The following is a 24,186-nucleotide window of genomic DNA, read 5'->3' on the forward strand; positions in this document are numbered from 1 at the left end:
GCGCTGGTGGATGGTGTTCTTGTTCCTGTGACGCGGCACCTGAGCGCGTTTGTGCGGCTGGCCGCACGGGTTCTTGAGGCCGGGCTCGTCGATCGGTTGCGTGGGCAGCCGGCTCCGGTTGTGCGTCTTGAGGGTGGTCGTGAGGCGGTCGATGCGGTTATCGGTGTTCTGGGGAGTTATGGCGTCGGCGCGGACGGGATTGTCCGGCCTCAGGTTTACGGAGAGGATGGGAACAAGGCTGTCGTTTCCTGCAAGCGTACGGACAATCAGGGCTTGAAACGTGGACCGTATGAGGATTGTGGCAGCCATAAGCGCTACACGAACGGCTGCCGCTGCGTCGATTGCACGGAAGGCTGGCGCCTTCATATCAACGCGAAAAACCGGGAAAGGGGTGGGCCCCGGCAGGGGGAGGAGGTTCGCCTGCCGGAAGGCGTACCTGGGCGGGGACTCGGTGAGCTGTCGAATGACCAGCGGGGGGTGGCTTGGCTGGTGAGGCCGCCGTCGGATGGTTCGGGGTGGAGTGTCGCGCTTGAGGCGGGGGTGGCTGGTTTCAGTGAGTATCTTGCGCGGATTAATGCTGTTCGTGCGGTGCTGAAGTCCAGGCCGGTGGATGTGCGTGTGGTCGGTGGTGAGGCTGAGTGGCTTGCTGGGCATTTCGCTCGGCACGGGATTGCGGTTGCGGAGGTTGTGGCGGGGGGGATGCCTGGTGTGGCCGGGGTGCGGATCGGGCTGAATCCGGGTGGTCATCCGGTCAGGCAGACGGTGAATGTCAACTCGTTGACTCTGGTCGATGGGGTTCTTGTTCCTGTGACGCGGCACACGAGCGCGTTTGCGCGGTTGGCCGCACGGGTCCTTGAGGCCGGGCTCGTCGATCGGTTGCGTAGGCAGCCGGCTCCGGTCGTCTATCTCGAGGGTGGTCGTGACGCGGTCGATGCGGTTATCGGCGTTCTACATAGTTATGGCGTCGGCCCGGACGGGATTGTCCGGCCTCAAGTCTACGGAGAGAATGGGAACAAGGCCGTCGTTTCTTGCGAGCGTACGGACAATCAGGGACTGAAACGTGGACCGTATGAGGATTGTGGCAGCCATAAGCGCTACAGGAACGGTTGTCGTTGCGTCGATTGCACGGAAGGCTGGCACCTCAACCTCCAAGCGAAGAACCTGGAAAAGGGTGGAGCCGGGCCTGGGGAGGAGGTTCGCCTGCCGGAACGTGCATTCGGGCGGGGAATCGGTGAGCTGTCGAATGACCAGCAGGGGGTGGCTTGGCAGGTGAAGCAGCCGGAGGACGGTTCTGGGTGGAGTGCCGTGCATGAGGCGGAGGTCGCCAATTTCAGTGAGTATCTTGCGCGGATCAATGCTGTTCGTGAAGAGCTGAAGTCCGGGCCGGTGGATGTGCGTGTGTTCGGTGGTGAGGCTGAGTGGCTTGCTGAGCATTTCGCTCGGCACAGGATTGACGTTGCGGAGGTTGTAGCGGGGGAGATGCCTGGTGTGGCCGAGGTGCGGATCGGGCTGGATCCGGGTGGTCATCCGGTCAGGCAGACGGTGAATGTCGATTCTGCGGCTCTTGTCGATGGCGTTCTCACTGCAAAGGTCCGGGCGCCCCTTGCGCGGCTCGCCGCACGGATGCTTGAGTCCAGGCTTGTTGATCAGTTGCGTGGGCAGCCGGCTCCGGTTGTGCGTCTCGAGGGGAGTCGTGACGCGGTCGATGCGGTTATCGGTGTTCTGGAGAGTTATGGCGTCAGCCCGGACGGGATTGTCCGGCCCCGAATTTACGGTGCGAACGGGGACGAGACTGTCGTTCTCTTCGAGCGTACGGACAATCAGGGCTTGAAACGCGGGCCGTATCGGAATTGTGGCGAACGTGCGCGTTACGTTCACGGCTGCCGCTGCATCGACTGCACGGATAAAAACCGCCGTTATGCCAACGCGAACAAAGTGGAAAGGCGTACGGCCGCGCCCGCTCGGCAGCTCCCCGTGGATGCCGATGTTCCGGCTGGGCAGGCTGATGCGGGAGAGTTTCGGATCGGGGTGACCGGGGACGAGCCGGATCGGCCGGACGGGCAGCGGATGGCTCTCGGGGACGGGGATCCTGGGGTGGGGTCGTCGAAGCGTGTGCGTCAAGAGGCTGAGGTGGAGGGTTTTGAGTCGTCCGGCTCGGCTGGTGATATGTGGGCTTCGGTGGCGGCATGGGAGCCGGGGTTCGATGTGGATCTTTCTGGGCTGGGTGGGGATTTCGGGGCTTGGCCGGAGGCGGGTGTGTCGTTGGATGAGGTGGAGTGGGGGGTTGCGGATTGGGAGGAGCAGTGGCGGTCGGGGTTGGCGACGGATGAGGGTGGCGATTCTTCTGAGGGTGTGGCGAACCGGACGGACGTCGAGCCGGGCCTCTCCGGTCATCCGTTCGAGGATGCCGTCGACGGCACCATGAGGGTGCGGGTTCCCACAGGAAGTCTCGAGCTTCCTCCGGATGTCGTGGAACGCTTGAGCAGGTTCAGCCTGCATTACTGGGCCGAGTACATGCCGGCTCCGGTCCCGGGAATCGTGGAGGCCGCCGGCCCATACGCTGGCCTTGTGGGCGGCGATCTCGCGTCACGTGGTATCCCGGTCAGGATCAAGGAACGGCCCACCGATGGGGGTGATACTGAGCTGAGGGTCGTCTCCGGTGTCGTACCGTCTTCGGCGCCTGACTTCGCACCGATCGAGGATCCACGTCCGGCATTGGACGGCGGCGCGGCTCGTGACGACGGCCGGTCGGCCGCGGACAGGCCGGCCACACGGGGAAGTACGGGTGAGCATGCCGACGAGCGTGCCCAAGAGGGGAACGTCAGCCTCGCCCCCGCAGGCCGTGGTCGTCGCGGGCGTGAACGCCCTGCGGTGCCCAACCGCTTCGCGGACCCGGCTGAGCGGGGGCCTGAGATGCCGCGTCCTGAAGTCGTCGTTCTGCCGGCGTTCTCGCTGAGCGCTCGTCAGCTTCGTGAGCTCGCCGAGTTCGCGGACAAGTATTGGAAAGCGGCTGAGCTGTTGCTGGAAGCTGGTCTACCCCAGTTCAGGGTGCGTGCTTCCGGTGCGGAGGCCGCCTCGATCGTCGAGCACCTGGTCGGCGACCACGGGATCGACGCGGATGCGGAGCCGGATGCCGGTGCTGATACCCATCTCCACGTTGTCTGGAGTGCGTTGCGGCCGGGGCCGGAGCATGTCGCCCCTTCGGGCGGTGAACGGATTCTCCGGGTGTTCGCCAGGCGATTCGCGAAGGTCCGCGATGCTCGAGCACTGTTCGGGGAGCCACCTCCGCGTGTGTGGGTCACCGGTCCTGATGTCGAAGGTCTTCTCCTGAGGCTCGCGAGCGAGGAGGTGCCCGCGGTCGCTGGAGACGCGTCGGTGGGGCAGGCCGCTGGGATTCACGTCGACTGGCATCCCCTGGCCGAGTCACCACAGGTGACAGTGGTCGAGCCCGTGCACCCCATGTCCACCGACACTCGGTTCTCAGCGGTAGGGGAGCATTTGCGGCAGGCGGCCGCCGCGGCTGAGCGGTATCGCTCGCGGATGCCGGACATCGAGATCACCGGGCCCGAGGCCCGGTCCTTCGCCGCGGTGCTGGAGCGGGAGTACGGTGTGGTAGCCCCAGTGCGGGAAGAAGGCCAGGGCGGCGATACCCGGATGTCGGTCGATTGGGTCACCCATGAACTCACGCTGAGGATCGGTGAGAACCGGAAGCTCGCCAACAGAGCTCACATTTCCCCGCTTAATAACGTTGCCGAAATGCTGGCGAGCGTCACAGACGCACGCAGGAAGCGCGACGTCGCATCGCCCATCTTGGTGATTTCCGGCCCGGCCCACGGCGTCCGCTCGGTAGCCGAGTTCTTCAAAGATCCGGATGTCACCGTCGAGACGATCGAACGGGACGACGGTCTCGAAACCCAGGTTCATGTCGACTGGACCCCCCGGCAGAAGAAGCCGGGAGATCGCGCCCCCAATGACGATTCCGGCGAGGACGGAATGGCTATCTTGGAAGGAATGGAAAGGGGGGAATACGGTGATGCTTGTGGCAAACTTACGACTTACAAAAAAAAGAAGTGTAGATGTGAAGCTTGTACCTACGCCAACACTCAATACGAGCAGCGTCGCAAGAAGAGGCTTGTCCAGAAGAGGCGTGCAGGCCGCTCCGACGGTGAGATGGGCGCCGGTGCGGCGTTGGCGGACCCGTCGCGGTCAGGGCTTTCCGGCGGCGCCGGAGAACGGTCTGAGCAGGCCCGGATCGAGGTGGAGTACCCCTGGCTCGGACGGGTGAATCCCTCCGGCAGCAGGTTCAACTGCCTCGAATCGGTGGTGGCGACGTACAACAACCTGACGTTCGGGGAGCGGCTGGGGAGGACGTTCGAGGCTGAGCCCAGCGACGTGGCGAAACGGACAGCGTTGCTGGAACAGAAGTTCGGGGGCTGGTGCGAACGGGTCGACGGCCATGCAGGCGTGCTGGCCCGATTGCTCGCCGAGCCCGGTGCCCAGGGTTTGGTGATCATGCCGACCGACGACCAGCTCGATCTCGGGCACGCGGTGAACGTGCATCTCGGGCAGGGCACCGACGGCGGATTCAGGGTCATCGACGGGCAACGGAACAAGGAGGTGCCACGGGAGGACCTGGACCATGGCCGGGTGTGGTTCATGCCGCTTCCCGCCTTGGCGGACCCGGTGTCCCCGCACGGCGAGGTGGACGAGAGCCGAGAGGCTCACAGGCCGGCTGGGGAGCGTCCGCCGACGTGGATCGGTGCAGACCGAGACGCGTTGCGCGGGCTGTTCGGGAGCCGGGGCGAAAACGCCGATACGATGCCGCGGAATCAGGCTGGGCGGCAGGATGGCGAACCAGGGCGCTATGTCGCCACGGATGCCGGGCTGATGGTGAACCTTCCTCCTGACAGCGAAGTTCTTCCTCGTGGCGACCTGAATCGCATCAACACGTTCGCGTACAAGCTCTTGATCGAAAATCCCGGTTCCGCAGTCCTGCCGACCGTGGAGATAGCCGGAGGTCATGCGGACCTGGTCGGTCGTGCTCTGCAAGCATCCAAATTGCCCATTCCGATCAGGATCGTCGGAGAACGGCGTGACGGCAGCACTGAAGTGCGGGTTCGCCCCCGGGATGAGTCGTCCTCGCCGGGGCGGGACGAAGGTGCGGCGCTTGCGGATGCACACCGTGCCCCATTGCCTGTGTTCACGTTCGACGAGAGCGGCGTGGTGGCCGAGCAGGAGGTGCTCACGTCTCTTCTCGGCCATCTGGGGCACATCGCCCGTGGCCGTGCGCTCCTTGGTCGCTCTCCTCACACCATTCGTGTGATCGGCGACGATGCGTGGCAGCTTGTCCTGCGCTTCGGCGAGCACGGCATCCAAGCCGAGGCATGGCCGAGTGACGGCCGGCCGGGTGCCGCTGTGCGGATCGACGGGATACGTCCTCGTGACATCCCTGCGGACCTCGCCCTCACCTTCCCACCTGGTCTCGGCGATCGCGGCGCCGCTGTCGGCCTGTTGGAGTTGGCCGTGGAGGTGCATGAAGCCACGGTCATGCATTTCCTGCAGAGGACGCCAAAGCCGGTCGTCCGTATCAACGGCCGCCATGCTCCTGACGTGGCCATGGTGCTGACGCACGAGCATGGCATCACCCCCAGCGTTGTCGGTGGTGGCGATCCGCATGGTGCCAGGATCTGGGTCGAGCGGGATGTTCCGTCCGGCAGTGCGGCCCTCCCCCATCCACATCAGGTCAGTGCGATTCCGGACAGGTATTCCGGTGCGAGTTCTGAACTGCGCGAAGTTCTCGCTGCCGCGTCCGGGGTCGTTTCGCGGGAGACCTTCGGTGTGCGAAGCGATCTCGCCGACGAGTTCGCGCGCCGTTATTACGGCGGTGCGGTGTGGGTGAATCGGCCGAATTATCTGACCGGAGATCCGCGGTATCAGCAGAACTGCCCGCTGGCGCTCGTGCTGACGCACAACGTCATCGAGGCCGGGGTGACCGGCCCCGCGCCGGAGTTCGTGGCGCCGGGGACATCCGGGCCGGTCCAGACGGAGTTCGCCGAGCGGCTACTGGGCGGGTGGGGAGGTTCTTATAACCTCATGGCCGGGGGGTACCCCCAGGTCGAGGCTCTGGTACGGCAGCGGGCGCTGGCAGGTCTGGGTAGCCAGGGATCGGTGGCGACGCTGGACGCGAGTGGTTTCGGCCATGTCGTGACCGCGCACTACCACCGTGAGCTCGGTGTGGTGACCTACTTCGACGGCACCGTGGGGTTGCCCGCGGCGCTGGCGTCATGGCCGGGTCCAGTGTGGTTCATGCCCCATCGTGCCGGTCTGGTGCCGATCCCGGAGGCGTGGCCGGAGGGCGTCGCGAACGCGACTCCGGCAGGTCCCGTGAGCGGGCCGGACGGCGTGGCGAGGCGGCCTGCCCTGCTCGGCATGCATCGCGAGCGTTCCTCGTTGACACGCGTGCAGCACCTGGTGCAGCGAAGGCAGTATTCGGCCCTCGCGAAATTGCTGGGGACATCGCCTGGCCGGGCCGAGATCCTGCACACACTGCATCCGGAGATCACGGCTCGTGAGCTGCAAACCCTGGCCGGAACCGTGGACGAGCCGAATGCGGGGCGGCTGGTCGAGGTGACCTTGATGACCGGTGAAGTGCCGTGGGACATCGCCATCCAGGCGGGGCAAATCGGAGTGCCGGCGTCCACTGTGCTCGATCTCGCCCTGACCGTCGGTGTGGCACCGCAAAGCCTGGCCGTGCTGGGCGGGCACGTGCGCAGGGCTTTCGACGCGGTGGAGGAAGCCCCGGAGGGGCGGTCGAACGGCGCGACCATCGTGAGCAAGCTGCGTGAGCAGTTACGCCCGTTCGGAGTGCGTACTACGGGTGACATCGGCTTGCTCGTCGGTCTGGCGGATGGCCTGGGGTGGAGGCCGTCGGATCTGGAGCGGCTGACGTCGTTCGCCGGACGCCGGGCGGTGTCGTTGGAACTGCAGCACAGCCTGCCCGAGGGGTTTGTGGCCGAGGTGTTCAGGCGCGCGGCCGTGGCCGAGGAGGCCAAGACCGCGGGGGACGAGGCGCTGGCCGATGCGGTGGGGTTGCCCAGCGGTGTGGTGCCGCGCGAGGTGGCGGAGAGGTTGGACCTGGCGGATCCGACAGACCTGATGGGGCTGCGGGACGACTTCGCGGGGATGACCGATCGCTCCGCGCCTGGGATCGTCTCGACGCTGCGGGAGCGTCTGGTGCAGCGGGGTGTCGATCCGCAGCGGTATGTGGCGTTGAGCGCGCGGCTGGGCTTCCGGGTGACGGAACTCGGAGCCCTGCTGCCTTCGCCGCATTTCGAACGGCTGATCCACATCTTTGCTGACGACGCGTCGTTGGGGGAAGGCGTGGTGGACCGCGAGATCGCGAGGTACGCACGGAGCGTCCGCGAGGCACGTGACGAAGAGTTCATCGATCTTGAAGAGGGAGCGCGAGCTGACGAAGCCGTGCCAGGGTTCTCCGGATGGAACACCGCCGCGGTGCTCGCGACACAGCCACGCCCGAGGGGCGGCGGCAACCGAGCTCCGCCTGAATACGCCCGTGGCGGGGAGGCAGGTGACGCCGGCGAGGAGCTGCCGGGAAGCCTGTCGCTGCGCGACTATCTGCCGCCTACCGGATACTCCGACGAGGAGGCGGCGGGCTGGGCGGCGCGGCTCGAGTGCACTCCGGCGGTGATTCAGGAGCTGGCCGGGCAACCGTGGTTCTGGCCGGAACAGCTGGTGGAGCTTGTCGAGAGGCATGCTGTGCCGTCCGCCGGCTTACTGCGATTGAGCCGGCAGCTCGGCAGGATTCCGACCGAGCTGCCGGGGGTGGCGGCGGTGCTGGGACTGCTCCCGTCAGAGTTGCTGACGGTCGCCGAGACGGTCGCCGGGGACGAAGCGGTCCCCCCGCGGCAGCTGACGTGGCTGTCCGGCGCGTTCGCTCGTTTGGGGACTGAAGCCGGGACTCAGTATCACCATCTCACCGGGCACCTGCGGGCCTTCACAGGCGGTGCTTATCGCGGTGCCCCGTCATGGATGTTCTGGATGTTCAGTCGGGCCGAAGCCGACCAGCCGGAACAGGAGGGGGATTGGTGGCTCGAGACCTGGTGGGCCGAACGCTTCGGGGTGCCTGGCGAAAGCGTCCGCGAGGATCTGAGTGCGAGGCCGTGGCTCCGTTACGGGCACATTCTCGATCTCCTCGACGAACTCGGCATGCAACAGACGCCTGAGCTTTTGCAGGCCGTGCGCGACTACAGCGTTCGGCGCGGCCGGGTACCGTCCTCGGACGAGGACCTCGCCCCACTCTGGGACGAGCTTGCAGAACGCCGCATGCTGACCCGGCTGGGTCTGCCGAACACTTCCTTGACCGTCGGGCTCCTGCGCCGGTTGACCGCCTTGGTGGACCAGGGAGTCGACCGCCTTCTGGAGGTGGCGGGGCGACCGGACGTGCCTCTTCCCGCGCTGTTCGAGGCGGCGGCGCGGTGGGCGATCGACCCGCGAGCGCTGCTGCCCTTCCGCGACCTGCTCGCCCGCCGGACCGAGGTCGGGGAGGACCTGGCCGGGTTGCAGGCGACGCGCGAGCAGGTCAAGAGCCTGGTAACGAGGCTGGCCGCGGGAATGGGGTGGCCGAACGCCACGTTCATCCGGTTCCTGGCCGATGCGAACGGTCGGCTCTCGGGTGCGGATCTGCACGCAGCGGACGACTTCCTCGGCGAGTGGTCCCAGGCGGCGGAAGAACCGGACGGAGGGAACCCGGTCATCCACGCGGCTCGGGCCTGGGGTGCCGAGCAAGGTGTGCAGCCGGACTACCTCCTCACTGCGGGCGAGGACTTCACCGACCTGCGCGACCAGGACTGGGTCGACACCGCATCGCTGGCGCGGGCGGTCGAGGCCGTTGGCCGCGATCAGTTGCCGGCCCTGCTGAAACTGACTCGCCACATCCGGACGGTGCCCACCGGCCTGAGCGTCGTGACGACGCCGCGAGACCTGTTCGCGCAGGCTGCTCGGCTCGGAGCCGATCCGGCCGACGTCGCGGTGTTCATAGGGGAGTCGACGACACCACTCACTTCCGCGGAGATCGTGACCGGCTATCCGGGATGGGCCGAGCGACAGCGGACGCTGGTTGGCTTGGGGCCGAACGAGTCACTTTCTGCCGTGCACGAGTTCTTGCAGGACGCTGGTTGGACGTTCGAGTCGTTGCGGTCGTTGGAGGAACAGTCGCCCGGGTTCGCGAGGGAAGCGATCGACGACGTCCGGGGCCAGTTGACCGACGAAGTGCGGCGGCGCTGGGGAGGGCTCTTTCCCCCTGAGCGGTCCAACCTGCTCCAGGCCACGGCGTCGTGGCTTGACTACGGCCGGCTGGTCCGGTTGCTGGATACCCTGGGCGAGCCGCTTTCAGCGGAGAGCTTCGTGGCACTGCACGACTTCAGCATCGCGATCAGACGGGTCCCCGACGAGGTCATGGAAGTGGCGGCACAAGCGGACGTGTCGGCCGCTGACCTCTACCGGCTGGCACTCGGAATGCAGGCGCGTCCCAAGGCCTTGCTCGCGTTCCCCGCCCTGCTCGAACATCTCCGTCACGTCGACAGCGATGATGAGCTGGATCGCGAAAAGACCGCCGTCGAGCGTCAGATCGGCGACTTGGTGAACGCGCTGGAACTGCCGCGCCCTGAGGTGTACGAGCGCCTGGCGGAGGCCGGCGACCAGGACATCGAACTGGCGCTACTGACCGAAGAGGCCGCCGAAGCCGTGGAGGCTCGGGACGCTGCGGCTGCCATCGAGGAGTCTTCGGAGTTCGGCGAGGAGACGGAGATCCCTGGCGCTTCCGAGGCTGGCACATACAGCCGCGAGAATTTCGTCGCGAAGTATCCACGTCTCGCGTCCCTGAACCTCTACCGCGGACAGCCCAACTGTGCCGACGTCATGGTGGCGGCGGACAACACGCTGTTGCTCAACCGGAGGTTCGCGGCGGGGAGCCGCACAACGCCGAGGCGGGCGACCACTCTGGAGCAGAGGTTCGGCAAATACAAGCGGGTCGAAGGTGGCTATGCCGGCGTTGTCGCCATGATGGGCGACGACGCTGGCGCCCGGGGTTCCCTGATCACGCGAACGGGGGATGACCGCGGCCACGTCCTGAACGTATACCGCAATCCCGATACCCATATCGTCGACCTGCTCGACGTCTGGAAAGCCGAATTCCTCCCGCCAGGGGAACTGGACCACGTCTCGGCGTGGTTCACCAGGCATCCGGATCGCGAAGACCCGGTTGTCCTGCCGGAGGATGAGCCTGAGCCTCTTGAAGATCCACGTCCGGACGGGCCGCCGACCTGGATCGGTGCCCCGCCCCGAGATGTGTTGCGGCAGTTGTTCCGGCGACACGGCGGTGCGGTAGCGCGTCGTGCTCAGGCGGAGTTGCTTGGAGTTTCGGAGGGGCTTTTCGGTGAGTTGAGGGACCTGCGTTTGGACACGGGCCCCGAGGTGTTGCGGGAGCTTGCGGTGCGGTTGGGGGAGCGGGATTCGGGGAGGTTGGTGGATCTGGTTGTGCATCTTGGGTCGGTGCCCAGGGTGTTCGAGGTGGCGGGTGAGTTGGGGGTGGGTGCGCGGCCGTTGTTCGAGTTGGCGGTGGCGTTGGGGGAGTCGCCGGATCGGTTGACGGTACTGGGTGGGCAGTTGCGCGAGGTGCTTCGTGCGCCCGATGTGGGACGGCTGGATGGTGATGAGCTGATTGATCGGTTGCGGGTGATTTTGCGGCCGTTCGGGGTGCGGACCGCTAGTGAGGTCGGGTATTTGGTGGCGTTGATGAACCGGCTGGGTTGGGGGGAGGGGCAGTTGCCGGTGTTGCGGGAGGTTGAGGGGCGTCGGTTGCTGGTGCAGTTGGAGTTGCTGCACGATTTGCCGGAGGCCTATGTGCGCGAGATGTTGGGGCGGGTGCGTTCGGCGGAGGAGCATGCCGGTGATCTCGATGCGCTGGCTGAGGTTCTGGGGTTGCCGCGCGGTGATGGGGCTCTGGTGCGGGCGGTGGCGGCTGTGCTGGGGGTGGAGAGGCCGGCGGATCTGGTGGCGGTGCGGGACGTGCTCGCGGCAGTGGCTGGACATGCTGGGGTTATCGATGGGGAGGACCCGGTCCAGGATGCGGCGCGGATTCAGCGGCGGCTGCGGACGATGCTGTCGGTGCCACAGGTTGCTCTGGAGACGTACCTTGACGTCAATTTGCGGCTGGGTTTCCCGTTGTCGGATTTGGCCGCGTATCGTTATTCGCCGCATTTCAGTCGGTTGATCAAGCAATTCCTGCAGGATGTGCCGGGCCGTCGGGTCGCGGATCAGGCGGCGAGGTTCGTCGCGGCTTTCCAGGACGGTCGTGCCGTGGGGGTCGCTCCGCGTTTCGGGGAGTTCCTGGATGACACGTCCTTTGCCGATGATCCGGTGTTGATGGCCGGGGTGGTGGGGGAGCCCGCGGGTGGCCGGGGTGTGCGGATGACCAGCCGGGTGACCTCGGCGATGTTGCAGGCGTTGCCCCCTACCGAGTATTCCCCACGGGAGGTGAAGCGGTGGGTGGCCGAGCTGGGTATCGACCCGGTGCTGTTCCGGGGGTTCACGGACGAAGTGTGGTTTGATCCGCATGCCTTGCGGGACGTGGTCCGGCGGGCCGGTCTGCGGCCGGAGGCCAGGGGGAATCTGGGCTTCGTGACCGACTACCGTGGCCGGGTTCTGGTTGATCTGCCGCAGATCGCCCGTCGGCTGGGGGTGCCCGCTGAAGATCTGATCGCTGTCCTCCGGGCGCTGGATTACAGTTCGAACCCAGTCCTGCGCTGGGTTGATCCGCGGCATCTGCTCTGGGCGCGGCCGTTTTTCGCGTATCTGGCCGATGGGACATTCACCGCCGGCGAGGTGGCTGAGGCGCTCCAGGGCGTGACGGAGAGGATGGCGGAGCAGGAGCCTGGGGGGGCATTCGACGTCGGACTGGGCACCCGCCGGAGGTACTTCTGGCTGCGGAGCAGGGCTGAACTGGGGTCGGGCGAGCAGTATGAGCGGGAGACCCGCCAGTGGCTGGGTGATGCGCTGGCCGCGAAGTCGGGGGTAACCGACTCCGAACTCAGGCACCGGTTGGCGGCGGCGCCGTGGATGGACTTTCACCGGTGGATAACGCTGTCGCGCGAGCTGGGCCAAGTAATTGGCGGCTTGGCTCTGGGATGGCATGCGGACTTCAACGACTTGGCGAGGCTGGCGCTTGCCTTGCGGCGGGTTCCCGACGATATTCCGGCTTTGGCGCGTGAAACGGGTGCGGGTTCGGTGGGCAAGCTTGTCGCGTTGTTCCGTGGGCTGGGCAATGCTGATCCGCGTGTGCTGCGGTGGTTCCCGGATGTGGCCGGTCAGTTGACGGCTCGTGATGTCGAGTCGGTGGTGGAGGAGTTCAGGGAGCGGACGCAGCCTTTCGCCGAGGGGCTCACCCGGGCCGAGAACGGGGCTTTCGTGTGGACACAGGAGGATGTGCTCGGGTTCTTCGCGGCCCGTGAGCCGACTCCGGGGTTGCGGGAGGACGAGGGTGCGCGGGCTGAGGCCGCATGGCAGTGGCGGGTACAGACGTATCTGGGTGCCGGTCCGGAGGATTTCGGTGAGGTGCGTGAGATCGAGCGGCGGCTGGTCGGCCGGGGTGGGTACCTCCCTGACGAGCTGCGGCAGCTTGTTGATCGGGTGGAGGTGGGTCGTGAACGTGGCATGGAGGTTTTGCGGCTGACGCAGGCGATTGGGCGTGTTCCCGGCCCGGGCCTTACGTTCGGGATCATTGAGGGCACCGCGGTGAGCTGGTGGAATGTGTTCGGGGCGGCTCTGCGGACGGGTGCCGATCCGGAATTGATCGCGGATCATGTGCGCGGGCGGCGGGAATTGCGTGCGTTGACCGTGGACCAGATTGTGTCGGGGTATCAGAACGAGGTGCTTAGTGGGGTGGTTTCGTGGTGGCCGTTGGATGGCTGGATGCATGATTCTGGTTCACGGATGATGTCGGCGGATAGTTTCGCTCGTCGTCCGGTGGATCAGGATGCGTTCTTGAACCGGTTCTATCCGCAGGCTTTCGCGAATCGGGATAATTTCGCGAATGGTCTGCGGATGAACTGTTCCGCGGTGGTGGTGCAGATGCATAACGCGACTTTGGCGCGGCGGGCTGGTGACGAGGAGAGCGAGTTCCCGGTTCCGCCGTCGGGTGGGCCGATTCCGACGGCCGCGTTGGAGCGGGTGGTGGCTGGGGGGCGTTTGTTGCCGATGGAGGGGTCTCGAGAGGTGGAGCGGTACCTGCTCGGCCGGCCGGCCGGTGCTGGTGGTGTGGTGATCACACGATCAGATGAGCGTATCGGCCATGCGTTGTATGTGTCGCACAATCCGGCGACGGGGACGGTCGACTTGGTTGACGGGGCGACCGGTGCGTTGTCTCAACGGCCGTTCCGCCGGGTGTGGTTCATGGAGTTGCCGCGTCATGAGATTCCGATGCCCACGGTGACCGATCAGGACACCCAGGCGGCGGAGAACGCACCGCGTACGTCGGATGAGGAGCGACCAGCATGGGCCGGGGTGCGTGGTGCGGATTTACCGCGCCGGTTGCGGGCGGTGCTTTCTCGTCCGGCGGTCGGGGGTTCGGCGGTGCCGGGGGTATCGGATGGCAGGGCGGAGGAGTTGGCCAAGCTGGGAACCGCTGCCGGGCCTCAGGTGTTGGGGGAGCTTGCGGTGCGGTTGGGGGAGCGGGATTCGGGGAGGTTGGTGGATCTGGTTGTGCATCTTGGGTCGGTGCCCAGGGTGTTCGAGGTGGCGGGTGAGTTGGGGGTGGGTGCGCGGCCGTTGTTCGAGTTGGCGGTGGCGTTGGGGGAGTCGCCGGATCGGTTGACGGTACTGGGTGGGCAGTTGCGCGAGGTGCTTCGTGCGCCCGATGTGGGACGGCTGGATGGTGATGAGCTGATTGATCGGTTGCGGGTGATTTTGCGGCCGTTCGGGGTGCGGACCGCTAGTGAGGTCGGGTATTTGGTGGCGTTGATGAACCGGCTGGGTTGGGGGGAGGGGCAGTTGCCGGTGTTGCGGGAGGTTGAGGGGCGTCGGTTGCTGGTGCAGTTGGAGTTGCTGCACGATTTGCCGGAGGCCTATGTGCGCGAGATGTTGGGGCGGGTGCGTTCGGCGGAGGAGCATGCCGGTGATCTCGATGCGCTGGCTGAGGTTCTGGGGTTGCCGCGCGGTGATGGGGCTCTGGTGCGGGCGGTGGCGGCTGTGCTGGGGGTGGAGAGGCCGGCGGATCTGGTGGCGGTGCGGGACTCGCTCGCGGCGGCGGTCGAACGTCTGGGAGCACTGGACGGGAATGCTGCCGATCACGCGGTGCAAGTTGTGGCACAGCTGCGAGATATGTTGTCGGAGTACAATATTCGGGTCGCGGATTTCGTTGAGGTGAATTTGCGGTTGGGTTTCCCGTTGTCGGATTTGGCCGTGTATCGGGATTCGCCGCATTTCAACCGATTGATCAAGCAATTCCTGCAGGATCGTCCCGGGCGCCGGATCGGCGACTTGGCGGCGCGGTATGTCGAGGCGTTCCGGGAAAGAGATGGTGCGGGCATCGTCGAGGCCGGTGGTCCGGAGAGGGAGATACTGGCCGGCCTTGCCGAGGATCCGGTGCTGCTGGCAGGGCTGACGGGGGAGCCCGCAGGTGAGGCGCGTGTGCGGACAAGCGAGACGAGCCAGCAAGCGTTGCCGCGTAACGTTTATTCTTCCGAAGAGGTCAACGCGTGGTCGAGCGAGCTGAACATCGCCCCGGATCTGTTCCGCGAGCTGGCAGGATCCTCGTGGTTCGATCCGCGTCCGATACGCGAGCTGGTTCGGCGGGTTGAGCTCCAGCCGGAGGACCGGAAGAAACTGGTGGAAGTGAGTGCGACTCGTGGCCGGCTTCTCACCGATCTGCCTCAGCTTGTCCGGCAGCTGGGGGTTTCCGCGGGAAGCCTGCTCGACGTCCTCCTCGCGATGGACAACTATGCGCGGGCGGCGCCGTTCAGCGCGGTCGATCCGCGGCACCTGCTGTGGGCACGTTCGTTCTTCGCGTTCCTGGCTGACAAGACGATCTCGGCGGACAAGGCCGCGGAGACACTCAGGGCCGCGGTCGGACAGCTCGAATTCGTGGAGCGGAACTGGAACGACAGCCGGCCAGGAGGGAGTGAGATTTCCTCCGGCACCGGCCGATGGTGGTTCTGGCTGCTGAGCAGGGGGGAACTGGGCTCGGTCGAGCGGTACCGACAGGAGACCCATCGGTGGCTGGGCCTCCCGCTGTCCACGATCGTCGGGATAGCCGACGTCAACAGCAGACTCCGGCTCATCGCGGCACCCTGGATGGACTTTCACCGGTGGGAGACCATGCGGCGCGAGTTGCGTGTGACGGACCCTGAGCTCATCGACAAATTGGCGGACCTGACCCTTGGCTTGAAGCGGGTTCCCGATGAACTCCCCGGCCTGGTCCGAGAATGGGGTGCCCCTGTACGCGAGCTCCTCACCTTGGCCGCTGGGCTGGACAACATCGAGCCACGTGCCCTGCGGTGGTTCCCCGGCCAGGTCGAAGAGCTCGCGACCGCGGATCTCGACGAGCTGTCTGAAGAGATCGAGCCTTGGATAGAGCAGTTCATCCGGCGGCTCGACGGCGCGGAGACCGGGACTTGGCAGTGGAGTCACCGGGATGTGTACCGGTTCCTGGCGGCTCACGAGCCGACACCGGTCCTGTGGGACGACGACGCACGAGTCAGGGCGGCCCGGCAATGGCGGATCCGGACCGAGATGGGCTTGCCTGCGGAAAGCTCGTCCGACGTTCGCGGAGCCGAGCGGCAGCTCACCAGCGCAGGTGCGAATCGCTCTCACGAGCGGCGACCGAGTCGGCTCGGGGATGATCTGCGGCGGCGCGTGGCGGGGGAGGCGGAGCGCCTGGCGGTGTGGAAAGCCCCGTCCTATTCGGCCGCTGCTTCGGAGGCCGCCCGTGCTTACGCGACGGTGCCGGGGGTCTCCGGTGAAGTGGCCGAGAAGCTGGTCGGGCTCCGATTCGAGGGCGGCCCACACGGGTTGCGGTACATCGCCGGTAAGTTGAGGCACGAAGACGCCGAAGGGCTCGCCACCTTCTCGGTGGCCCTCGGGGAAGTACCGCGGGATGTCTTCGAGGTGGCGGACAAGTTGAACCGCGCCGGTCGTCCGTCGGCCGTCATCGACGCGGCGTGGTTGTACGGGCTCGCAGTGGAGCTGCACGTACCTCCGCGGAGCCTGTTCGTGCTGGGTGATCATGTGCTCGCGATCGCCGGGCAGGCGAGGCCGGCCGCGCGGCTGCGTGATCGGCTGGGAGCGTACGGGGTGCGCACGGTCAATGACGTGTGCTGGTTGCTGGGGCTGGCTGACCGGCTCGGCCTCAGGCCGGACGAGCTGTGGCTTCTCGAGTTGTTGTCGGGGCGCCGGAGGGTTTCGCTGGAGCTGCTGCATGATTTGCCCGGCCCGTTCGTGGCCGAGGTGGTCGAGCGGGTGCGTGCGGCCGAGATGGCTCCTGACGACGATGCGCTGGCCGAGGTGGTGGGGTTGCCCAGCGGTGCCGTGGTGAGGGAGGTGGCGCGTGCGCTGAGGGTGGAGAACAAGCCTGAACTCGTCGCCTTGCGGGACGACTTCGAGCAGGCGATTCAGCACGATCTGGAGCGGCGGGGCCCGCTGGGCCGTCCGGCGTCAGCCCGTGAAGCCGCGGAGCGCATCGTCGTCTGGTTGGAGGAGAGCCTGGGAGATCGCACGCCCGCGTACAACGTGTGGTTCGGCTCGCCTCAAGTGGCGCGGGAGCGACGCCTTCCCCGCTACGTGGAGTTGAGTGCGCGGCTGGGTTTCCCGGTGACCGAGTTCAACGCACTGCTGCCTTCGGCACATTTCGTGCGTTTGATCCGGAACTTCTGCGCTGACACTTCCTCGCTGTCCACCGACGATCTGGTCGCGGCGTATTTGGAAGGTCTGCTGGAACTCCGCGATCTGTCCACGCTGAGCCCGACCGACGACCGGCTCAGCAGGAGGGAAGAGCTGGAAGAGGACCTGCGTGTGTACGAGGAGCAGTTTTCCGCGTTCGCGTCGGAGGACGAGGAATTGCTGGCGATGCCAAGGGCAGGGCAGCCAGGAAACGACGTGCTTTCCTCGCCGGCTCACCGTCAGACAGGCGTGGTCTTGCCACGGACACCGGGCAGGCTCCGCGGCTACCTGCCCTCCCACGACCATTCTCCTCGCGAAGTGGAAAAGTGGTCGAAACAGTGGCAGATCACCGAACAGGAATTCCGTCGGCTGAACGGCTATCCGTGGTTCGATCCTGCGGAGATAGCCGGCTTGGCCGGGCGCGGAACAACAGAGGTCAAGGATCTGCTGAAGTTCAGCGAGCGGTTGGGCCGAATTCCCGTCGATCTGCTGTTGCTCGCCGGCCGGATGCGGATGTCCGACAAGCATCTGGCCGGGCTCGCCGAGACGCCGTCCGCTGAACCGGCCGAGCCAAGGCATCTGACCTGGCTGGCCCCCGCCATTTCCGACCTCATGCTGGCCTGGAACCAGGTCGCGGCGTGGAATGCCCAGCAGGTGCGGCTGCCGTGGCAGCTGAGAGACCGGGAATTCGACCTGCTCAAGATCAGCGTCGACACCGCCGCGGCCGAAATTTCGCAGGGACACCGCGGCCCGCTGGAGCGGTTGTACTGGATCCTGAGCCGAGCCGAAGCCGGGCAGCCCGAGCGGGAAGCAGACCGGTGGCTCTGCGACTGGTGGGCCGAGGCGGTCCAGATGAGGGGTAAGGATTTCGCCGCGGATCTCCGCACCCGGCCGTGGCTGGACCCTCGTCGGCTGGTGGCGCTGCTCGCCGATGTGGGCGAGGGGGCCGATCGCGTGGGGGTCAATGACATCCGGGAGCTGAGCCTGGACTTGGAGCGGATTCCTTCCGAGCTCCCACAGTTGGCGCGGGAGGCAGGGTTCGACCACCCTGAACGTCTACTGGACTTCGTCCGGGCGAACAGTGTCGACCCGCTGGTGTTGATGGCCTTCCCTCAACGGGTCGAGGCAGTCAAGGCGGGACGTGAGGGGGACGGTGCCGCACTGCGCGACGATGTGAACAGTTTGTCGCGCCGCCTTCTTCGGGGCTGGGCGCCGGACGCGGTGCAGCGGCTGATCGTGGATCGTCATCTTTCAACGGACGTCTTGAGCAGTCCGGACCGCCTCAGGGAGGAGGCCATCGATTGGGGGAGCACAGCCGGCCAGCCGATGGTTCCGCTCCTGTGCCACCGCCATGAGTTCTGGGACGTGGTCACCAGAACGTGGTTCGCGCGTGACAGCAACGCGCTGGAGGGCATGGTCGAGATCGTAGGAATCGGCCGGTTCAAGCCGTTGATCGAGCTGAGCGACATCCTCGGCGGGGTGCCTGCTCCGGCCCGGTTCCGCGTCCTGGTGCAGCAGACGAGAATGACACCGTCGGAACTGCTCGATGCTTCGCTTCAGCTCAAGGTCGATCCGTCGGAGATCCGCGCGTTCGTCGAGTCAGTGGAAGTACCGCGCGAGAAGTTCGTCGGCGCGGTGGTGTCGCGATATCCCGAGTGGGCCGCGACCCTGCGTCGGCGGCTGGACTGGCCGGAGGACGTGCCGCTGGTGAGGGCACACGACTACCTCCGCGAGACCAACCGGACCCTGGGGTCGCTGGAAAGGCTCAGTGACGGAGCCGCGCGCAGGGAGGTCGACCAGGCCAGGCCGGAAAACCGACGGCTGGTCGAAGAGACGGATGATCATGCCGGCCGGGTGGCCGGACTTAGGAACCTGGTCGGGGAATCGCTCCTCGGCATCCTCGATCTGGCGGCGGGCATGAACAGGCCTGTTCGCCCGTTGTACCGGATCGTGCAGGAGCTGGGCTTGCCGCCCAGCCGGGTTGCCGTATTGGAGGAGCAGGTCGCGGCCGCTATCGGGGACGACGACCGGCTGGCGGAATCGTTCAGCGGCCGTGAACTCGTAGCGCGGCTGGGAGCCGGGCTGGGCCGGTACGGGGTGCGGACGTCCGGAGACGTGGTGTTCCTGGCGGAGCTGCTTCACCGGCTCGAGTGGAAAGCGGAGGATCTGAAGCATCTGGAGTCGATGACGAACCGGAGGGTGTCGCTCGAGCTGCTGCACGATCTGCCGGACCTGCTCGATCCGGCGTTGCGACGGTTGCGACAGGCTGAACGGAATGCACAGGACCCCGGCGGTTTGGCCCACGTCGTGGGGCTCTCACGGTACGCGGAGGGCGTTGTGCCGAAGGTGGCGGAGAGACTGGGGGTAGCGAAAGCCGAACTCGTCGGGCTGCGTGACGACCTGGCGGGGATCCAGATCGTGCGGGGCACCGAGGAGGAAACGGCGGATCGGATCGTCCAGGGACTGAGGGCAGATCTGGAGAGCCAGGGTTTCGACCCCGATCGCTATATCCCGCTGAGTCTGCGGTTGGGACGGCCGGTGCGAGATCTCCTGCCCTTGTTGCCGTCGCCGCACGTCCGTCGGCTGGTGTTCGGTTTCGCCGATGACAACGCGCATGTCGTGGAATCCTTCGCCAAAGATATCGCTATCGCCGTTCACGAGCACCGGAAAGCGACCGGGCGACAAGCCGACCTGTACCGACTTGGTGTCGTCGACACGCTCACTGAACTGGCGGGCCTTCTGGGGCCGGGGCTGTTCGTCAGCGACGGAGTGGACGACTTCGGCGAGCATGACGCGTTGGTGACCTGGGCGCAGCGGCTGGGGGTGAGTAAGACCCACATCGAGAACGTCGCGGTCACGCCCTTCATCCCGCCGCCCGACGCCGTGTCACAGCTGATCGATCGGGCTTCGGAGCTGGGGTACCGGATCGACGGCGACACGCTGAACCGGGTGAGCCGGCGGCTCGGCCGGGTGCCTGCAGATCTGCCCGACCTGGCGCATCGGCTGGGGGTGACGCCGCAATACCTGCTCGACGTCGTCGACGACCGTGAAGCCGACGAGCCGAGGCACTTGATCTGGCTGTCGGGTGTCTTCACCGCCGCGCACGACCGGGACCTCCGGTTGGGACAACCCGAGGTCCCGGCGACGACACTTGCCCAGTACGTCACCGGTCAGATCGATCTCCCCGACCGGGCCCCTGTCAGGCGGTATTGGTCGTTCTGGGCCTGCAGCCGGTTCGAGTTCGCATATCCGCGCAGGGAAATGGACTGGCGTCTTCCCGAGCTCTGGCAGAACCGGCTGGGCCTCACCCCGCAGGAGTTCGGCGATGACCTGCGGGAAGTGCCGTGGTCCTTTGAAGATCGGCTCCGTCTGTTGCGCACTTTGAGGCTTCGTCGAGGAGCGCTATCAGACCTGAGGGAGTTGATCAGCTGGAGGACTTCCCTCTCACGCGGGCCGCCTGTATCACTCCGCGACGCGCTCGAAACACTGGCCAGGGGCCTACACCTCAATCTGCGGGAGGTCGGTCCGGTCCTGGACCGGTTCGCGCGAATCGGCGAGGGCGAATCCGCCGGACGGATGGCCAACGCACTCTCTGCCCTGTGGGAGGCCGGGCGGCCATGATGTGGCGATCTCAGGGCAGACCTCGGCGAAACCCGGTGCTTCCGGCGCGGAAGGCTTGCACGATCGTGCTGTTTCGGCGGAACCGGGAGGCACCAAGATGCATGTGCTGCTGATAGAAGACGACGTCCATGTCGGAGCCGCGCTGCGTTCGGCGCTGGCCATGCGTGGCGTGGTCCTCGAGTGGGTCGCCACCGGTCACGAGGCACTGGAGGCCGCCGATGGCTGCGACGTCGTGCTGTTGGATCTGGGGTTGCCGGATGTCAATGGCTTCGACCTGTGCCGGGCGCTGCGAGCCGGCACCGACGCGGCGATAGTCGTGGTATCCGCGCGAGGGACGGTCGACGACCGGATCGTCGGCTTGAGCTCGGGCGCGGACGACTATCTGGTCAAGCCGTACAACGTGGACGAGCTGCTCGCGCGGGTGCGCGCCGTGCTGCGGCGGCGGGCCATCGGTCTGGCGAGCCGGCCTGAACCCCTTCGCTTCGGCGATGTGGAGGTGGACGTCCCCGGCCACAAGGTGTTCGCCGGTGGCGAGCCCATCACGTTGTCTCGCAAGGAATTCCAGCTGCTCGTCATGATCGCCGCCGCGGACGGCGACGTTTGCCGCCGGGAACGGATCATCGCCGAAGTGTGGGGTGAGACATGGCCTGGCGCGAACCGGACGCTCGACGTTCATGTGGGGTATCTGCGAACCAAGCTGGGCCGTCCAGACCTGATCATCACGGTACGCGGGGTAGGTTACCGGCTCAGCGCCGACGCCGCCGGCAGAACGGCCCGGTGACTGCGGTGGGCCCCGCCCGTCGCGTTGCCCTCACCCGGCGGCGGGCAGGTTTTTGATCCAGTGTGCCTCGATCCTGAGCGACGAGGGTGCACCGGGATTGAGCAATACGTCGATACCTTTGTCCGGCAGGACTTCGGCCAGCTCCGCGATCCCGACCTCCGCCCATCCGGCGACGTCGCACCGTGTCCGGTGCGCGGGAGCGGTGGTCACCAAGACCGAGGGCACGTCGTCCGGGGCCGGGGCGATAATGACCTCGCCCTCCTCGTTGAGTGCGACCCCGAGGGGGGATTCCCGCAGCACCGCGAGCAGTTGAGCACCGTCCGCGTCGCCGCGGACCACGGCCTGGAGCGCTGCATCGACCGGATCCGTCGGGGAATCCGGCCGCGAAGGTCGGTAGTCCGGGTTCGGCTCGAACCATCGGGTGCCGCCGTCCTCGTCGAAGGACCAGCCGCCCAGCACCGCGTCGAGTGGTGGTCCCTCGTCGTCTTCGGACGGCTGCCACGCGGGGTCGATCAGCAGCATCAGCCGGCGGCCCTGTGTCGCGGCCTCCGGCTCTCGACCAGCCTCGAACGGCTCCTGAGCGGCGGCCATCACGCGACCTGGATGACGCGCAGTTCGAACGCCTCCGGATCGATCGCGGGGAAGCCGTCCTCGGTCATCGGGTCGATGACCCTGACTCCATAGGGCTCGTTGATCACCCACAGCGCATGCCCGACGGTCTCCCGGTCGCGGTGATCCTTACGGCGTACCCACACCAGGACCCTCGTTCCGTGGGGCAGGGAAGAGACGTCGTCCAGCACGCCGGCCCAATGCGCGTGCGTGCGCACGTCGATCACGGTTCCGATCTGCGCGATCGTCGGTGCGAACCACACAGCTTCGCCGGGCGGTGGTGGCTGCGACACCCGCTTCCCCTGGTCCCAGGCCTCCAGCCAGCCCCAAGGATCATGGTTGGGCAAACCGAACGGCGCCGCGTCGTCCTTCGGAACCACCACCGCGGCGTCGAGCATCTGGTCCTGCCACTCACCGCTGGCGAGGAAGGCGCGAGAGGTACACGCGAACAGCCAGCCGCGGCCGAAATCGTCCTCCTCGTCCGGTGAAACCAGCTCGGCTTCACCCTGGTAGGCGAACTGGAGCCAGCTCTCCGCCTTCTCAAGCGCCTCGTCGAAGTCCTCGGCGGGGGTTTCCCACGGCGGGTCGAAAAGGTCGTCCTCGGTCACGGGTTCGCGCCGGAACCGCGCCACCACGAGCTGGTCGACCTCGCGATCGTCCAGTTTTGCCAGTGTGCCTTGCTGGCCGTCGATGAAGACCACACCCTCGTCGGTGACGTCCGCGTAGAGCAGATGCCCGGTCAGTGCGCGGCCGTGGTACTTCCGCCGCAGCCAGATGACCGCCTTCGTGCCGGCGCCTCCGTCCGAAATGGACTTCCCGGCTTCCTGCCAGGTGACGTAGGTCGATACCTCGGCGCCGGGGAAATGCTTTTCCAGCATCCGTTCCCACCAGCCTGGCGCCTCATCGGCGGGATCCCATGGCAAGGCGGACACCGGCCGGTGGTCGACCGCGGCGTCCATCGCGATCAGGCAGTTGCGTGCGTTGACCCTCCACCGCCACGTCTGTGCCCCCGGCTGCCCGGACAAGTTCAGTCGCTCGTCGAGTGGCGCGGCGTTGGACACCGGAAAGGGCTCCGCCCCGTCTCGGGGCACACAGAGCGTTGAGGCGAGCATCGGCTCTTCGCTTTCGACGTACCGGCACGCGAACAATGCCGTCCGTTCACCGGTTGCGAGTGGCTCGCTTGTCTCCAGCCTCACCCGCCCCCCATAGGTGCTGTTCAGCCAGCTCTGTGCTGCCTCGGCCAGCTCTTTCACGCTTCCTCCGCGGTTTCTCCGACCGTGAACCGGTCGGCTTCGAAGAGGTCCAAGGTCTCCAGGGCATAGTCGACAAGGCCGAGAATTGTCTCCTTGACCTCGGTGGTCCTCCTGACGTCGCATCGCAGGATGGGGACTCGCCGCGCGAGCGCCAGCCCTTCCCGGATGCTCTTGTCCGGGAGCTGGTCGACCTCATCGAAGAGATTGACCACGATCACGTAGGGAGTTCGGTGGGCCTCCAGGAAGCTGATCGCCGTGGAGGCGGCGGCGACGTGACGACTGTCGACCAGCACGACCGCGCCGACCGCGCCGCGTACCAGGCCACCCCACATGAACCGGAACTGCTCTTTGTCGGGCGCGCCGAACAGGTACAGCTGCAGGTCGTCCCCGAGAGCGGTATGGCCGAAGTCCATCGCGACCGGCTCTGTCGGCCGCGACTTGATGTCGGAGACCGAATCGATGAATGTCGTCGTCCCGGCACCAGGGCCGCCGGCCACCACGATCTTCGCGGCGCTGATCGGCTCGTTCGCCGGCAACGTCAACGACATGATCCTTCGCCCCTTACTTCGGCCTTCGGCGATGCGCGCGTAGCTGGACGACAGTCAAGCCGCTGGTCGACCGGCCCGGAAGACGTCGATGGCGACTGAGGGAGTTTCAACTCGGGATAGTGCCCGAAGGGATGTGAACTTCGGCATCCCGCTGGGCGCAGCGAAAGGAGAAGGGACGGCCATGCCCCCTCGTGCCGAGGTGCGAGGTTTTCGACTTGAGGCATGGACAAAAGTAGCGGACTCGCTCGCGGCTCGGCTCACCGAAAGTCGGGTGGCAGGGCATCTTCCCGTCGTGGCGTGCATCGTGCCGGCACCGGTGTTTTCCTTGGTTGAGAGGTAATCGGCGTCGACTCAGGTGCGCATCGTCCGCAGTGAACCGTCGTGGACCATATGTTGCCACTATCCGGCGGCCCCGGGGACAAGA

General features: G+C 66.3%; 5 protein-coding genes (1 of these 5 cut by a window edge). 2 read left to right on the forward strand and 3 right to left on the reverse strand.

Annotated elements, in window-relative coordinates; translation table 11 throughout:
* A protein-coding gene (locus ACIBTM_RS35945; RefSeq protein WP_395881616.1) for a hypothetical protein crosses the window boundary here: on the forward strand, window positions 1-20,571 show its 3' portion. Its footprint begins 19,944 nt before the window's first position; only the last 20,571 of its 40,515 coding nucleotides appear in the window; its start codon lies off the left edge, out of view; it ends in the stop codon at window positions 20,569-20,571.
* Between the two features lie 97 nt (window positions 20,572-20,668).
* On the forward strand, window positions 20,669-21,352 hold the full coding sequence (locus ACIBTM_RS35950) for a response regulator transcription factor (RefSeq protein ID WP_395881617.1): 684 nt from the start codon (window positions 20,669-20,671) through the stop codon (window positions 21,350-21,352).
* A gap of 30 nt (window positions 21,353-21,382) precedes the next feature.
* Here ACIBTM_RS35950 and ACIBTM_RS35955 read toward each other — a convergent pair whose 3' ends face one another.
* The 3 genes from ACIBTM_RS35955 to ACIBTM_RS35965 all read right to left on the reverse strand — a co-directional run bounded on the left by ACIBTM_RS35955 (window position 21,383) and on the right by ACIBTM_RS35965 (window position 23,762).
* Window positions 21,383-21,943, reverse strand: coding sequence for a type VII secretion system-associated protein (locus ACIBTM_RS35955; RefSeq protein ID WP_395881618.1), 561 nt, complete (start codon window positions 21,941-21,943; stop codon window positions 21,383-21,385).
* Window positions 21,943-23,022, reverse strand: a complete 1,080-nt coding sequence (locus ACIBTM_RS35960; protein WP_395881619.1) for a YrhB domain-containing protein — start codon at window positions 23,020-23,022, stop codon at window positions 21,943-21,945. The genes ACIBTM_RS35955 and ACIBTM_RS35960 overlap by 1 nt, the downstream gene beginning before the upstream one ends.
* Window positions 23,023-23,210: 188 nt before the next feature.
* Window positions 23,211-23,762, reverse strand: a complete 552-nt coding sequence (locus tag ACIBTM_RS35965) for a GTP-binding protein (protein WP_395881621.1) — start codon at window positions 23,760-23,762, stop codon at window positions 23,211-23,213.
* Window positions 23,763-24,186: the final 424 nt, after the last annotated feature.

Origin of the sequence: Amycolatopsis sp. NPDC049868 (assembly GCF_044461365.1) — a bacterium.
Taxonomy (GTDB): Bacteria; Actinomycetota; Actinomycetes; order Mycobacteriales; family Pseudonocardiaceae; genus Amycolatopsis.